This is a genomic window from Citrobacter sp. wls757, assembly GCF_005280935.1.
GTDB lineage: Bacteria > Pseudomonadota > Gammaproteobacteria > Enterobacterales > Enterobacteriaceae > Citrobacter > Citrobacter portucalensis.
In genome coordinates this window covers 1-13581 of sequence record NZ_SZWU01000085.1, presented here as the reverse complement: position 1 = coordinate 13581, position 13581 = coordinate 1, and the positions used below count along the sequence as shown (strand labels likewise).

At 52.5% G+C, this 13581-nt stretch carries 19 protein-coding genes; 12 read left to right on the top strand and 7 right to left on the bottom strand.

The window, feature by feature from the left end:
- Positions 1–200 precede the first annotated feature (200 nt).
- Positions 201–485 carry a DNA-binding transcriptional regulator SfsB gene (sfsB, locus tag FDW94_RS23080; protein ID WP_003025035.1) on the top strand — a complete coding sequence of 95 codons (285 nt, stop codon included), beginning with the start codon at positions 201–203 and terminating at the stop codon, positions 483–485.
- A gap of 56 nt (positions 486–541) precedes the next feature.
- Here the strand turns inward: sfsB and murA are convergent, their stop codons facing one another.
- The 7 genes from murA to mlaF form a co-directional block, all read right to left on the bottom strand.
- Complete coding sequence (murA, locus tag FDW94_RS23075; RefSeq protein ID WP_003839949.1) at positions 542–1801, bottom strand: UDP-N-acetylglucosamine 1-carboxyvinyltransferase; 1260 nt, start codon at positions 1799–1801, stop codon at positions 542–544.
- 53 nt (positions 1802–1854) lie between these two features.
- On the bottom strand, positions 1855–2109 hold the full coding sequence (gene ibaG, locus FDW94_RS23070; RefSeq protein ID WP_003025040.1) for a BolA family iron metabolism protein IbaG: 255 nt from the start codon (positions 2107–2109) through the stop codon (positions 1855–1857).
- A 169-nt stretch (positions 2110–2278) separates the two neighbouring features.
- On the bottom strand, positions 2279–2572 hold the full coding sequence (mlaB, locus tag FDW94_RS23065) for a lipid asymmetry maintenance protein MlaB (protein ID WP_071444702.1): 294 nt from the start codon (positions 2570–2572) through the stop codon (positions 2279–2281).
- Complete coding sequence (gene mlaC, locus FDW94_RS23060; protein ID WP_008785928.1) at positions 2572–3207, bottom strand: phospholipid-binding protein MlaC; 636 nt, start codon at positions 3205–3207, stop codon at positions 2572–2574. Before mlaC ends, mlaB begins: the two co-directional genes overlap by 1 nt.
- 18 nt (positions 3208–3225) lie before the next feature.
- Complete coding sequence (gene mlaD, locus FDW94_RS23055) at positions 3226–3783, bottom strand: outer membrane lipid asymmetry maintenance protein MlaD (RefSeq protein WP_003828747.1); 558 nt, start codon at positions 3781–3783, stop codon at positions 3226–3228.
- A 4-nt stretch (positions 3784–3787) separates the two neighbouring features.
- Positions 3788–4570: a lipid asymmetry maintenance ABC transporter permease subunit MlaE gene (mlaE, locus tag FDW94_RS23050; protein ID WP_003025053.1), complete on the bottom strand. Its 783-nt coding sequence runs from the start codon at positions 4568–4570 to the stop codon at positions 3788–3790.
- 7 nt (positions 4571–4577) lie between these two features.
- The gene (gene mlaF / locus FDW94_RS23045) at positions 4578–5390 is read right to left on the bottom strand and encodes a phospholipid ABC transporter ATP-binding protein MlaF (protein WP_003828749.1); all 813 of its coding nucleotides are present in this window, start codon (positions 5388–5390) and stop codon (positions 4578–4580) included.
- A 215-nt stretch (positions 5391–5605) separates the two neighbouring features.
- On the opposite strand from mlaF, the gene FDW94_RS23040 reads away from it, so the two are divergent.
- From FDW94_RS23040 to npr, 11 genes are all read left to right on the top strand, one after another.
- Positions 5606–6583, top strand: coding sequence for a calcium/sodium antiporter (locus tag FDW94_RS23040; RefSeq protein WP_003828751.1), 978 nt, complete (start codon positions 5606–5608; stop codon positions 6581–6583).
- Between the two features lie 13 nt (positions 6584–6596).
- Complete coding sequence (kdsD, locus tag FDW94_RS23035) at positions 6597–7583, top strand: arabinose-5-phosphate isomerase KdsD (RefSeq protein ID WP_003025063.1); 987 nt, start codon at positions 6597–6599, stop codon at positions 7581–7583.
- A gap of 20 nt (positions 7584–7603) precedes the next feature.
- On the top strand, positions 7604–8170 hold the full coding sequence (gene kdsC / locus FDW94_RS23030; RefSeq protein ID WP_032945113.1) for a 3-deoxy-manno-octulosonate-8-phosphatase KdsC: 567 nt from the start codon (positions 7604–7606) through the stop codon (positions 8168–8170).
- Positions 8167–8742 (top strand): LPS export ABC transporter periplasmic protein LptC, encoded by a 576-nt coding sequence (gene lptC / locus FDW94_RS23025; RefSeq protein WP_008785932.1) that lies wholly within the window; start codon positions 8167–8169, stop codon positions 8740–8742. Before kdsC ends, lptC begins: the two co-directional genes overlap by 4 nt.
- Positions 8711–9259, top strand: coding sequence for a lipopolysaccharide ABC transporter substrate-binding protein LptA (lptA, locus tag FDW94_RS23020; RefSeq protein ID WP_003828759.1), 549 nt, complete (start codon positions 8711–8713; stop codon positions 9257–9259). The genes lptC and lptA overlap by 32 nt, the downstream gene beginning before the upstream one ends.
- A 6-nt stretch (positions 9260–9265) precedes the next feature.
- Complete coding sequence (gene lptB, locus FDW94_RS23015; protein ID WP_003828761.1) at positions 9266–9991, top strand: LPS export ABC transporter ATP-binding protein; 726 nt, start codon at positions 9266–9268, stop codon at positions 9989–9991.
- Between the two features lie 46 nt (positions 9992–10037).
- On the top strand, positions 10038–11471 hold the full coding sequence (gene rpoN, locus FDW94_RS23010) for an RNA polymerase factor sigma-54 (protein WP_137378316.1): 1434 nt from the start codon (positions 10038–10040) through the stop codon (positions 11469–11471).
- A gap of 22 nt (positions 11472–11493) precedes the next feature.
- Complete coding sequence (hpf, locus tag FDW94_RS23005) at positions 11494–11781, top strand: ribosome hibernation promoting factor (RefSeq protein ID WP_003025078.1); 288 nt, start codon at positions 11494–11496, stop codon at positions 11779–11781.
- Positions 11782–11864: 83 nt separating this feature from the next.
- Complete coding sequence (gene ptsN / locus FDW94_RS23000) at positions 11865–12356, top strand: PTS IIA-like nitrogen regulatory protein PtsN (RefSeq protein WP_003025083.1); 492 nt, start codon at positions 11865–11867, stop codon at positions 12354–12356.
- A 45-nt stretch (positions 12357–12401) separates the two neighbouring features.
- A complete protein-coding gene (gene rapZ, locus FDW94_RS22995) occupies positions 12402–13256 on the top strand; it encodes an RNase adapter RapZ (RefSeq protein ID WP_003025085.1) in 855 nt (284 codons plus the stop codon).
- Entirely contained in the window at positions 13253–13525 is a 273-nt protein-coding gene (npr, locus tag FDW94_RS22990; protein ID WP_003828770.1) for a PTS phosphocarrier protein NPr, read from the top strand. The genes rapZ and npr overlap by 4 nt, the downstream gene beginning before the upstream one ends.
- Positions 13526–13581: the final 56 nt, after the last annotated feature.

The window sequence follows — 13581 nt, the reverse complement described above, 5'->3', positions numbered from 1 at the left end:
CATCCCGTGCCCTGCACGGGATTTTCTTATAAGTTCCAGTAATCATTTCCCCCTTCCAGACAATCACGCATAATCTTGGCATATTCTGAATATACACACACTTTACATGAACATTTTAGAACATTCGTTCTTCGGGCGTTATAGTGTCGGCACAACCGATCGTGAAACCGTAAGCCGTTAACCAAAGGAGAGATGAATTGATGGAAAGCAAGCTGATTGACTGGCATCCGGCCGACATCATCGCCGGACTGCGCAAGAAAGGGACCTCAATGGCCGCTGAATCACGTAAAAATGGATTGAGTTCATCAACGCTGGCCAATGCGTTAACGAGACCATGGCCAAAAGGTGAGTTGATTATCGCCCGGGCACTGGGAACTGACCCCTGGGTGATTTGGCCGTCACGCTATCACGATGCCAAAACGCATGAGTTCATCGACAGAACGCGGATGATGAGGAGTCGCAGAGAGAAAAAGAATCCGGAATGAACATTGAGCTGTAACCCCCGGCCAACTGAACTGGGGGTTACAAGAGACGTTGACGATTACTCGCCTTTCACGCGCTCAATGTTTGCGCCCAGCGCACGCAGTTTATCTTCGATGCGCTCATAGCCGCGATCGATGTGATAAATACGGTCGACTACCGTCGTACCTTCAGCAATACACCCTGCCAGCACCAGGCTTGCAGATGCGCGCAGATCGGTCGCCATAACCTGTGCGCCAGAGAGCGTTTCCACGCCGTGGCAAATCACGGTATTGCTTTCGATTTCTGCGTGAGCGCCCATACGGCTCAGCTCAGGAACGTGCATAAAGCGGTTCTCAAACACGGTTTCCGTGATGAAGCCGGTCCCTTCAGCTACCAGGTTCAGCAACGTGAACTGGGCCTGCATGTCGGTAGGGAACGCCGGATGCGGTGCAGTACGCACATTGACCGCTTTCGGACGTTTACCGTGCATATCAAGGCTGATCCAATCATCACCCACTTCAATATCCGCACCCGCATCACGCAGCTTCGCCAGAACGGCATCCAGCGTGTCCGGCTGTGCATTACGGCAGATAATCTTGCCGCGAGAAATTGCCGCCGCCACCAGGAAGGTACCGGTTTCGATACGATCTGGCAGAACGCGATAAACACCACCGCCAAGACGCTCAACGCCTTCGATGGTAATACGATCGGTGCCCTGACCCGTGATCTTCGCGCCCAGCGCAATCAGGAAGTTCGCGGTATCCACAATCTCCGGCTCGCGCGCAGCGTTTTCGATGATGGTGGTGCCTTCGGCAAGCGTTGCTGCGCACATGATGGTGACCGTCGCGCCGACGCTCACTTTGTCCATGACGATATGCGCGCCTTTCAGACGGCCATCAACGGACGCCTTCACATAGCCTTCTTCCAGCTTAATTGTCGCGCCTAACTGCTCCAGACCGGTAATGTGCAGGTCAACCGGACGCGCGCCAATGGTACAGCCACCCGGCAGTGAAACCTGGCCCTGACCAAAGCGGGCAACCAGCGGCCCGAGCGCCCAAATGGATGCACGCATGGTTTTCACCAAATCGTACGGCGCACAGAAGACGTTCACATCACGCGCATCGATGTGCACAGAACCATTACGCTCAACTTTCGCACCCAGCTGGCTCAGCAGCTTCATTGATGTGTCAACGTCCTTCAGTTTCGGGACGTTTTGGATCTCTACAGGTTCTTCAGCCAGCAGCGCCGCAAACAGGATCGGCAGTGCGGCGTTTTTAGCGCCTGAAATTGTGACTTCGCCCTGGAGCTTAGTTGGCCCCTGAACACGAAATTTATCCATTATTCTGTTCTCTGTTAAGAATTTATCTTCGCTACCGGCACATCACCCGTAGCTCAAAAACCGTTAAGTTTGCGATCGCGCGCCCATTCCGCTGGGGTAAACGCCTTAATCGACACGGCATGAATGCGGTTGTCCGCAATGTACTCCATCAACGGGCCATAGACCGATTGCTGCTTCTTGACCCGGCTCATGCCTTCAAACATCTCACCCACGGCAATAACCTGAAAGTGACTGCCGTCGCCAGAAACGTGGACTTCCTGGAGGGAGAGTGCATTCATCAGCACGCTCTGAATTTCATTATTTTCCATGGGCTCTTCATTCGTCAGATAGTGAAAACAGCCCAACATCTTAGAGCAAAGTGGCGCTGTCATAAATAAGCAAAAAGCCTCGCTGATAAATCAGACAAGGCTTTAGTGGCAGATCCCCCTCAGGGGTTTTGCCGGATAGCGGCACAAGACCTTATCCGGCCTGGAAAAATTAACGCGGAAGGACGTCGTCAGGCAGATTGTAAAGCTGCGCCAGCGTGTACACTTTATCGTTAACACCAGTGAGCGAAACGCTGTTTCCCTGCTGCTTGCCCTGATTAATCAGATGCAACAGTAACGCCAGACCGCCGGTATCTACCCGGGATACCTGGTTCAGGTCGATGCAGGATACCCCTTTCATCGCCTCAATTCGCGCATCCCATAATGGGTTTAACACGTCCTGATCCAGCTCCCCCACCAGCACCAGCTTGTCACCTTCACGCGACCAGGTGAGTGACTGCGTCATTATTTTTTCTCTTCCAGCGTGATTTTCTGCTGAGCAATAGATTTCAGTTGCGCCGTCAGGCCATCAATACCTTTGGTACGCAGCAGGTCGCTCCACTCATTTTGTTTGGTGGTGATCATACTTACGCCTTCAGCAATCATGTCATAAGCCTGCCAGTTACCGGTCTGGGAGTTTTTACGCCACTGGAAATCCAAACGTACCGGAGGACGACCGTTTGGATCGATGATGGTTACGCGGATAGGCACGATGGTCGCATCACCCAGCGGTTGCTCTGGTGCAATTTCATAAGTCTGGCCATGGTACATCGCCAGAGCCTGGCCGTAGGCCTGCTTCAGATATTCACGAAATGCGGCAAAATAGGCTTCACGCTGAGCAGGGGTCGCATCTTTGTAGTAGCGACCCAGTACCAGCGCACCCGCATATTTAACCTGCACGTATGGCAACAGTTCCTGATCGACAACCTGGCGCAGGTAATCCGGGTTTGCGCGGATTTTAGGTTGTTCATTCTTCAGACGGTCAAATGTCTTCTGCGCCGCCTCATTCATCTGTTTGTACGGGTTCGTTTGGTCGGCTGCAGTTGCTGCGCTAAGCGGGGCAATCACCAGCATAGCCACCATCATCAATCGTTTAAACATACGTCGATTCTCCTGAGATTATTTCGTTGCGCCCGCAGGCGTAGTGGCTTCATTATTGCCGTCAGTTGCGGCTGGCGCATCGCCAGAATTCTTATTGTCATCACCTTTACTGTTGCTGTTGTAAAGGAACTGACCAATCATATCTTCCAGCACCATCGCGGATTTCGTGTCCTGAATCGTACCGCCATCTTTGAGGATAGACGTTCCCAGCTCAGGATCTTCAAAACCCACATTCAATGCCAGATACTGTTCGCCCAGCAGACCGGAAGTACGGATGCTCAGAGAACTGGTGTCAGGAATATGGTTAAAACGCGATTCGATTTCCAGCGTCACGCGCGGCAGGTACGTTTTCGGATCTAACGAGATGTCCGATACGCGTCCAACTACCACCCCGCCAATCCGCACCGGAGAACGCTCTCTCAGGCCGCCGATATTATCAAAGGTCGCATAAATCGTGTAAGTCGGCTCAGTACGCATTGAGGTAACGTTCGCCGCCTTCAGGCAAACAAACAGCGCTGCCAGCAGCGCAACCAGCAGGAATAACCCGACCCAAATTTCATTTTTTTTCGTTTGCATGAACTCAATTCCCAAACATCAGTGCGGTCAGCACAAAATCCAGCCCCAGAACGGCAAGAGAGGCGTGCACAACGGTGCGTGTCGTTGCCCGGCTAATCCCGGCAGAGGTCGGGATCGCATCATAACCATTGAACAATGCAATCCAGGTGACCGTAATGGCGAACACCACGCTCTTAATCAGACAGTTAACCAGGTCCAGACGCCAGTCGACGGCATTTTGCATAGCCGACCAGAAGAAGCCTGCATCAATACCCTTCCAGCTTACGCCAACCAGTGAACCACCCCAGATACCCACTGCGACAAAAATAATCGTCAGCAGCGGCAATGAAATGACCCCAGCCCAAAAACGTGGGGAAATCACCCGGCGCAGTGGATCGACGGCCATCATCTCCAGGCTGGAAAGCTGTTCGGTCGCCCGCATCAGGCCAATTTCTGCGGTTAAGGCCGACCCGGCCCGCCCGGCAAACAGCAGCGCCGCAACAACCGGTCCCAACTCACGTAACAATGACAGTGCCACCAGCATACCGAGGCTGGTTTCCGCGCTGTAGGTGGTCAGCACCAGGTATCCCTGCAACCCCAGCACCATACCGATGAACACGCCAGAAACAATAATGATCAGCATCGATAAGACACCGACATTATAGAGCTGGCGTATCAGCAGCGGCGCATGTTTGCGAAACTCCGGCTTGCCGACAACCGCATTGAACAACATTAATCCGGCTCGCCCGAACGTCCTGAGGGTTTTTATTCCCCGATGTCCGAGTGATGCCAGCGCATTTAACAACATGGGTGGCTTAACTCCCTGTTTTGAGTAAATCGATGTGGTAGTCGCCCGCCGGGTAACGGAACGGAACCGGTCCATCGGCAATGCCGTCCAGGAACTGGCGTACGCGCGGATCGGCATTTTCTTGTAGTGCCTGAGCACTACCGTAGGCCACTATTTTTTTGTCCGCCATTATATAGGCGTAATCCGCAATACTCAGTACCTCAGGCACATCATGGGATACCACCACACAGGTGACGCCCAGCGCGCTGTTCAGTTCTGAAATCAGCTTCACCAGAACGCCCATGGTGATGGGATCCTGGCCGACGAACGGCTCATCAAACATGATGAGGTCTGGCTCCAGCGCGATAGCACGTGCTAACGCGGCGCGACGCGCCATCCCACCGGATAATTCAGAAGGCATTAATTTGGCCGCACCCCGCAGGCCGACGGCCTCGAGCTTCATCATCACCGTGCTCTTCAGCAACGGCGCTGGCAACGTCGTATGCTCGCGCAGAGGGTACGCGACGTTGTCAAACACATTCATGTCGGTAAATAGCGCACCAGACTGAAACAGCATACTCATGCGCTTACGCACGGTAAATAAACGCGAACGGGACATGGCCGGGACGTTCTCACCGTCAAACAGGATCTCGCCCTTATCCGGGGGGATCTGTCCGCCAATCAGACGCAACAGCGTCGTTTTGCCGATGCCTGATGGCCCCATGATCGCCGTCACCTTACCGCGCGGTACCGTCAGGGAAATATTATCAAAGATGCAGCGGTCACCCCGGGAAAAGCTGACATCGCGCATATCGACTAGATTCGCCACAGACTGCCCCATTGATTCATCCTTTACTATTGCCTCGTTGATCGAAGAGTTTGGCGCTCAATTTAGCCATGAACTCAACATATTTACAGATTATTGCCTGTCCTGGTTAGCGAAAGCTGGCATTTGTTTTACTTTTTAGCCGCATAAAGTCAAAATTAAGACTTCGTTACGGCTTCCAGAAGATCCTTCAAGTGGACCGGCGAGTATACCTGAAGAAAGGACTTTAGATGCTTTTAGCGACGGCGCTGTTAATAATTGGTTTACTTCTGGTGGTCTACGGTGCCGACCGTCTGGTATTTGCTGCATCCATTTTATGTCGAAACTTCGGTATTCCTCCCATTATCATCGGAATGACCGTGGTCAGCATGGGTACGTCGTTACCCGAGATAATTGTCTCCGTTGCCGCATCGATGAATGGGCAACTCGATCTGGCTGTCGGGACCGCCATAGGTTCTAACATCACCAACATTCTGCTTATTTTAGGCCTGTCGGCGCTGATTCATCCTTTTACCGTGCATTCTGATGTTCTGCGTCGTGAATTACCGCTAATGTTGCTGGTAAGTATTTTAGCTGCATCCGTCCTGTATGACGGGCAGCTAAGCCGCAGCGACGGTTTCTTTCTTCTGCTTCTGGCCGTGCTATGGCTGCTATTCATTGTTAAAATCGCCCGTCTGGCCGAGCGACAAGGCAATGACAGCCTGACACGTGAGCAGATAGCTGAGCTGCCGCGCGAAGGCGGATTACCGGTCGCATTTTTGTGGTTGGGCATTGCGCTGATTATCATGCCAATGGCAACACGTATGGTGGTGGATAACGCTACCGTACTGGCGAACTATTTCGCCATGAGCGAACTTACTATCGGGCTGACAGTGGTCGCCATTGGTACCAGCCTGCCTGAGCTGGCAACAGCGATTGCGGGTCTGCGTAAAGGTGAAAACGATATTGCCGTCGGTAACATTATCGGCGCAAACATTTTTAATATCGTTATCGTCCTCGGGCTACCGGCGCTGATTACGCCGGGTGAAGTCAATCCGATGGCCTTCACCCGTGACTATAGCGTCATGCTGCTGGTGAGCGTGATTTTTGCACTACTCTGCTGGCGACGTCCGCGCCAGATTGGTCGCGGCGCAGGTGCGCTGCTGACCGGCGGTTTTATCATATGGCTGGCGATGCTGTATTGGTTATCGCCACTTCTCGTTGGATAACTGGAAACGCATTATGTCGCACTTAGAGTTGCAACCGGGTTTTGACTTTCAGCAAGCAGGCAAGGAAGTCCTGGCAATTGAACGTGAAGGCCTGGCGGAGCTTGATCAGTACATCAACCAAAATTTTACCCTCGCATGCGAGAAAATATTCAGTTGCCCGGGCAAAGTGGTGGTGATGGGAATGGGGAAATCCGGCCATATTGGGCGGAAAATGGCAGCCACATTTGCCAGCACCGGCACCCCCTCATTTTTTGTACACCCAGGCGAAGCCGCACATGGCGATCTGGGTATGGTCTCGCCGCAGGATGTGGTCATCGCCATCTCTAACTCCGGTGAATCCAATGAGATAGCGGCGCTGATCCCGGTATTAAAACGTCTTCATGTACCGCTTATCTGCATGACCGGTCGTCCTGAAAGCAGTATGGCGCGTGCGGCAGATGTGCATCTGTGTGTTAAAGTGCCCAAGGAAGCTTGTCCGTTAGGTCTGGCACCGACCAGCAGTACGACAGCAACACTGGTGATGGGCGATGCCCTAGCGGTGGCATTATTAAAAGCGCGCGGCTTTACCGCGGAAGATTTTGCGTTGTCTCATCCCGGTGGCGCACTGGGCCGTAAGCTTTTACTGCGCGTTAACGATATTATGCATACGGGCGACGAGATCCCGCATGTGACCAAAAACGCCAGCCTGCGTGACGCCTTAATTGAGATCACGCGTAAAAATCTCGGCATGACCGTCATTTGCGATGATGCCATGAAGATTGACGGTATTTTCACCGATGGCGATTTACGTCGTGTCTTCGATATGGGCGTTGATGTACGCCAGTTAGGCATTGCCGATGTGATGACCCCTGGAGGCATTCGCGTGCGTCCGGGTATTCTTGCCGTCGATGCCCTGAACTTAATGCAGTCCCGCCATATCACCTCGGTAATGGTTGCTGATGGCGACCAGTTACTCGGTGTGTTACATATGCATGATCTGCTGCGTGCAGGTGTAGTGTAAGAAACTCAAGGATAACGAAAATGAGTAAAGCAGGTGCGTCGCTTGCGACCTGTTATGGACCCGTCAGCGCAGACGTTATCACCCGGGCAGAAAACATCCGTTTGCTGATCCTGGATGTGGATGGCGTACTGTCTGATGGTCTGATTTATATGGGCAACAACGGTGAAGAGCTGAAGGCTTTTAACGTCCGTGATGGTTACGGAATTCGCTGTGCGCTCACTTCCGGTATTGAGGTTGCCATTATTACCGGACGAAAGGCTAAACTTGTAGAAGATCGCTGTGCCACTTTGGGGATCACCCACCTGTATCAGGGGCAGTCAGACAAACTGGTTGCCTTTGGCGATCTCCTTAGCAAACTGGCGATCGCGCCGGAGAATGTCGCCTACGTTGGCGATGACCTGATCGACTGGCCGGTGATGGCTAAAGTAGGATTAAGCGTCGCGGTGGCAGATGCCCACCCTCTGCTGATCCCGCGAGCCGATTATGTCACCCACATTGATGGGGGACGTGGCGCTGTGCGTGAAGTCTGCGATTTATTACTCCTGGCGCAGGGCAAACTGGACGAGGCCAAAGGGCAATCGATATGAGCAAAACCAGACGTTGGGTTATCATTCTACTGTCGCTGGCTGTCCTTGTGATGATTGGTATTAATCTGGCAGACAAAGATGACACCACTCAGGTCGTCGTCAATAACAACGAGCCAACCTATAAGAGCGAACATACTGATACCGTCGTGTATAGTCCGGAAGGCGCGCTGAGCTATCACTTGATCGCACAACACGTTGAATATTATTCGGAACAAGCGGTTTCGTGGTTTACTCAACCAGTATTAACCACGTTTGATAAGGATAAAGTACCGACCTGGACGATCAAGGCCGACAAAGCCAAATTGACCAACGATCGGATGCTGTATCTGTACGGCCATGTTGAGGTTAACGCCCTGGTGCCTGACTCTCAACTACGCAGAATTACGACCGATAACGCGCAGATTAACCTGGTGACACAAGACGTCACTTCCGATGATCTGGTGACGTTGTATGGCACAACATTTAACTCCAGCGGACTGAAGATGCGCGGCAACTTACGCAGCAAGAACGCCGAGCTGATTGAAAAGGTTAGAACCTCATATGAAATCCAAAACAAACAAACTCAGCCTTAATCTTGTACTTGCCAGCTCACTTCTGGCCGCCAGCATTCCGGCATTTGCCGTCACCGGCGATACCGAGCAGCCGATTCACATTGAATCGGACCAGCAGTCCCTGGATATGCAGGGCAACGTGGTGACGTTTACTGGCAACGTGATTGTGACTCAGGGCACCATCAAAATTAACGCCGATAAAGTCGTCGTGACCCGTCCTGGCGGTGAAGACGGCAAAGAAGTGATTGATGGCTATGGCAATCCAGCGACGTTTTACCAGATGCAGGACAACGGTAAACCGGTTAAAGGCCACGCCTCTCAGATGCACTATGAACTGGCGAAAGACTTTGTCGTTCTCACCGGCAAGGCGTATCTGGAACAGCTCGATAGCAACATCACGGGCGATAAGATCACTTATCTGGTAAAAGAGCAGAAAATGCAGGCCTTCAGCGATAAAGGCAAACGCGTCACCACCGTTCTGGTTCCGTCGCAGTTGCAGGACAAAAACAAGGCTCCGGCAGAGAAAAAAGGTAACTGATTCGTTATGGCAACATTAACTGCAAAGAACCTTGCAAAAGCCTATAAAGGCCGTCGTGTGGTTGAAGATGTCAGTCTGACCGTCAACTCCGGGGAGATCGTCGGTCTGCTCGGTCCTAACGGTGCAGGCAAGACAACAACCTTTTACATGGTAGTCGGCATTGTCCCGCGCGATGCGGGTAACATTATCATTGATGACGAAGACATCAGTCTGCTGCCTCTGCATGCGCGCGCGCGTCGCGGCATCGGCTACTTACCGCAGGAAGCATCGATTTTCCGTCGCCTGAGCGTGTTTGATAACCTGATGGCGGTACTGCAAATTCGTGACGATCTGACCAGCGAGCAGCGGGAAGATCGGGCCAACGAGCTGATGGAAGAATTCCACATCGAGCACCTGCGCGACAGCTTAGGTCAGTCGCTCTCCGGTGGTGAACGACGCCGCGTGGAGATCGCTCGCGCACTGGCCGCTAATCCGAAATTTATCCTGCTGGATGAACCGTTTGCCGGTGTTGACCCGATTTCTGTTATTGATATTAAACGGATCATCGAACACCTTCGCGACAGCGGCCTTGGCGTGCTGATTACCGACCACAACGTCCGCGAAACGCTGGCAGTGTGTGAGCGCGCCTATATCGTAAGTCAGGGACACCTGATCGCGCACGGCACGCCAACAGAAATACTGCAGGATGAGCACGTTAAGCGCGTATACCTTGGGGAAGACTTCAGACTCTGATAGGGTAGAAGACTTCACGTCACTGCAGGAGAAAACAACTCTGAACATGAAGCAAGGTTTGCAACTCAGGCTTAGCCAACAACTGGCGATGACGCCTCAGCTACAACAGGCTATCCGTCTGTTGCAGCTGTCCACGCTGGAACTTCAGCAAGAACTTCAGCAAGCGCTGGAAAGTAACCCACTGCTCGAGCAAACCGATCTTCACGACGAAATTGATACCCAGGAAAAACAGGACAGCGAAACCCTCGACACCGCAGATGCACTCGAACAAAAAGAGATGCCTGAGGAGTTACCGCTTGACGCCAGTTGGGATGAAATTTACACCGCCGGGACGCCTTCGGGCACCAGCGGAGATTACATCGACGACGAGCTGCCTGTGTATCAGGGTGAGACCACGCAATCACTACAGGATTACCTGATGTGGCAAGTGGAACTGACCCCGTTCTCGGATACCGATCGCGCCATTGCGACATCCATTGTGGATGCGGTAGACGAAACCGGTTATCTCACCGTGACCCTGGACGATATTCTCGAAAGCATGGGCGATGACGACGTCGGTATGGACGAAATCGAAGCCGTGCTTAAACGCGTTCAGCGCTTTGATCCCGTTGGCGTGGCCGCCAAAGATCTCCGTGACTGCTTACTGATCCAACTTTCGCAGTTTGATAAAGCCACACCGTGGCTGGAAGAAGCGCGTCTGATCATCAGCGATCACCTCGATCTGTTAGCCAACCATGACTTCCGCACCCTGATGCGCGTGACCCGGCTGAAAGAAGACGTGCTGAAAGAAGCCGTCAACCTCATCCAGTCGCTTGATCCCCGCCCAGGGCAATCGATCCAGACCGGCGAGCCGGAGTACGTCATTCCGGATGTGCTGGTGCGTAAGCATAACGATCGCTGGGCGGTCGAACTCAACGGCGACAGCATTCCGCGCTTACAGATTAACCAGCACTACGCCGCCATGTGCAATAGCGCGCGCAACGATGCCGACAGCCAGTTTATTCGTAGCAATCTGCAAGATGCGAAGTGGCTGATTAAAAGCCTGGAAAGCCGCAATGATACGTTGCTGCGCGTCAGCCGCTGCATCGTTGAGCAGCAGCAAGCTTTCTTTGAGCAAGGCGAAGAGTTTATGAAACCGATGGTGCTGGCGGATATCGCCCAGGCCGTCGAGATGCACGAATCGACCATTTCCCGTGTGACCACGCAAAAGTATCTGCACAGTCCGCGCGGCATTTTTGAATTGAAGTATTTCTTTTCCAGTCACGTTAACACTGAAGGCGGAGGTGAAGCCTCATCCACAGCTATCCGTGCGCTGGTGAAGAAATTAATTGCTGCGGAAAACCCCGCGAAACCGCTGAGTGACAGCAAGTTAACCTCTATGCTGTCAGAACAGGGTATCATGGTGGCACGCCGCACCGTTGCGAAGTACCGAGAGTCTTTATCCATTCCGCCGTCTAACCAGCGCAAACAGCTGGTGTGACCCAACCGATAAGGAAGACACTATGCAGCTCAACATCACTGGAAACAACGTCGAAATCACCGAAGCCCTGCGCGATTTTGTGAATACAAAATTTGCCAAGCTCGAACAATATTTCGACCGGATTAATCAGGTCTATATTGTGTTGAAAGTGGAGAAGGTTACACATATCTCGGATGCAACACTGCATGTGAACGGTGGCGAAATTCATGCCAGCGCGGAAGGTCAGGATATGTACGCCGCCATTGACGGTTTAATTGATAAACTGGCTCGGCAGTTAACAAAACATAAAGATAAACTGAAACAGCACTAACTTGTCCGGGCAGTTAGCGGGTGCAGGACGGCCTGTTGTGTAGCACAACGGGCCATTTGTACAGTTAGCGCTTAGGTGAAATTATGACAAATAACGATACGACTCTACAACTGAGCACTGTTCTTAACCAGGAATGTACACGCGCAGGCGTTCACTGCCAAAGCAAGAAACGCGCACTGGAAATCATCAGCGAACTTGCGGCAAAACAGCTTAGCTTGCCTTCTCAGGTGGTATTTGAAGCCATTCTGACGCGTGAAAAAATGGGCAGTACCGGCATCGGTAATGGTATTGCTATCCCGCACGGAAAGCTGGAAGAAGACACGATGCGCGCGGTTGGTGTGTTTGTTCAACTCGAAACACCCATCGCCTTCGACGCCATTGATAATCAACCTGTCGATCTGCTTTTCGCCCTGCTGGTCCCGGCAGACCAAACCAAGACGCATTTGCATACGTTGTCACTGGTCGCAAAACGTCTGGCAGATAAAACCATCTGTCGTCGTCTGCGCGCCGCGCAGAGTGACCAGGAGTTGTATCAAATCATCACGGACACCGAAGGTGGACAGGATGAAGCATAACAACCCAATGGCATCCTTTTTTGTCGTTGTGAGGAGAAACAGTACATGGTACTGATGATCGTCAGCGGCCGTTCAGGGTCAGGTAAATCTGTCGCCCTGCGTGCGCTGGAAGATATGGGTTTTTACTGCGTGGATAACCTTCCCGTAGTGCTGTTGCCCGATCTGGCTCGTACACTGGCCGATCGCCAGATTTCTGCGGCCGTCAGCATTGATGTGCGCAACATGCCTGAGTCCCCGGAAATTTTTGAGCAGGCAATGAATAATCTGCCCGAGGGTTTCTCACCACAGCTGCTGTTCCTTGATGCAGACCGTAACACGCTGATTCGTCGCTACAGTGACACGCGCCGTTTACACCCGCTCTCCAGCAAGAACTTGTCTCTGGAAAGCGCTATCGATAAGGAAAGCGATTTGCTGGAGCCACTGCGCTCTCGCGCTGACCTGATCGTTGATACCTCCGAAATGTCCGTACACGAACTAGCGGAAATGTTACGTACCCGACTGCTGGGTAAGCGCGAACGTGAATTGACGATGGTATTCGAATCCTTTGGTTTCAAACACGGTATCCCGATTGATGCGGATTACGTCTTTGACGTGCGCTTTCTGCCTAACCCACACTGGGATCCAAAGCTGCGCCCAATGACCGGTCTTGACCGCCCCGTCGCCGCATTCCTCGACAGGCACACAGAAGTACACAATTTTATTTACCAGACTCGCAGCTATCTTGAGCTATGGTTACCCATGCTGGAGACCAACAACCGTAGCTACCTTACCGTAGCCATCGGCTGTACCGGCGGGAAACACCGTTCGGTGTATATTGCTGAGCAGTTGGCAGACTACTTCCGCTCACGCGGTAAAAACGTGCAGTCACGCCATCGTACGCTGGAAAAACGTAAATCATGACCGTGAAGCAAACCGTTGAAATCACCAATAAGCTGGGCATGCATGCCCGCCCAGCGATGAAACTGTTTGAATTGATGCAGGGTTTCGAAGCAGAAGTTTTACTGCGTAATGATGAAGGAACGGAAGCCGAGGCCAACAGCGTTATCGCTCTGCTGATGCTGGATTCAGCCAAAGGGCGTCAGATAGAAGTCGAAGCCACGGGACCACAGGAAGTAGAAGCCCTGGCCGCAGTGATTGCCCTGTTTAATTCAGGGTTTGATGAAGATTAATCGAGTACACAGAACGTAGCCAGTAGGCCGGATAAGGCGTTTACGCCGCATCCGGC

Coding starts and splice junctions, on each gene's coding strand:
- sfsB (WP_003025035.1), top strand. CDS start 201: ATGGAAAGCAAGCTGATTGACTGGCATCCGGCCGACATCATCGCCGGA.
- murA (WP_003839949.1), bottom strand. CDS start 1,801: ATGGATAAATTTCGTGTTCAGGGGCCAACTAAGCTCCAGGGCGAAGTC.
- ibaG (WP_003025040.1), bottom strand. CDS start 2,109: ATGGAAAATAATGAAATTCAGAGCGTGCTGATGAATGCACTCTCCCTC.
- mlaB (WP_071444702.1), bottom strand. CDS start 2,572: ATGACGCAGTCACTCACCTGGTCGCGTGAAGGTGACAAGCTGGTGCTG.
- mlaC (WP_008785928.1), bottom strand. CDS start 3,207: ATGTTTAAACGATTGATGATGGTGGCTATGCTGGTGATTGCCCCGCTT.
- mlaD (WP_003828747.1), bottom strand. CDS start 3,783: ATGCAAACGAAAAAAAATGAAATTTGGGTCGGGTTATTCCTGCTGGTT.
- mlaE (WP_003025053.1), bottom strand. CDS start 4,570: ATGTTGTTAAATGCGCTGGCATCACTCGGACATCGGGGAATAAAAACC.
- mlaF (WP_003828749.1), bottom strand. CDS start 5,390: ATGGGGCAGTCTGTGGCGAATCTAGTCGATATGCGCGATGTCAGCTTT.
- FDW94_RS23040 (WP_003828751.1), top strand. CDS start 5,606: ATGCTTTTAGCGACGGCGCTGTTAATAATTGGTTTACTTCTGGTGGTC.
- kdsD (WP_003025063.1), top strand. CDS start 6,597: ATGTCGCACTTAGAGTTGCAACCGGGTTTTGACTTTCAGCAAGCAGGC.
- kdsC (WP_032945113.1), top strand. CDS start 7,604: ATGAGTAAAGCAGGTGCGTCGCTTGCGACCTGTTATGGACCCGTCAGC.
- lptC (WP_008785932.1), top strand. CDS start 8,167: ATGAGCAAAACCAGACGTTGGGTTATCATTCTACTGTCGCTGGCTGTC.
- lptA (WP_003828759.1), top strand. CDS start 8,711: ATGAAATCCAAAACAAACAAACTCAGCCTTAATCTTGTACTTGCCAGC.
- lptB (WP_003828761.1), top strand. CDS start 9,266: ATGGCAACATTAACTGCAAAGAACCTTGCAAAAGCCTATAAAGGCCGT.
- rpoN (WP_137378316.1), top strand. CDS start 10,038: ATGAAGCAAGGTTTGCAACTCAGGCTTAGCCAACAACTGGCGATGACG.
- hpf (WP_003025078.1), top strand. CDS start 11,494: ATGCAGCTCAACATCACTGGAAACAACGTCGAAATCACCGAAGCCCTG.
- ptsN (WP_003025083.1), top strand. CDS start 11,865: ATGACAAATAACGATACGACTCTACAACTGAGCACTGTTCTTAACCAG.
- rapZ (WP_003025085.1), top strand. CDS start 12,402: ATGGTACTGATGATCGTCAGCGGCCGTTCAGGGTCAGGTAAATCTGTC.
- npr (WP_003828770.1), top strand. CDS start 13,253: ATGACCGTGAAGCAAACCGTTGAAATCACCAATAAGCTGGGCATGCAT.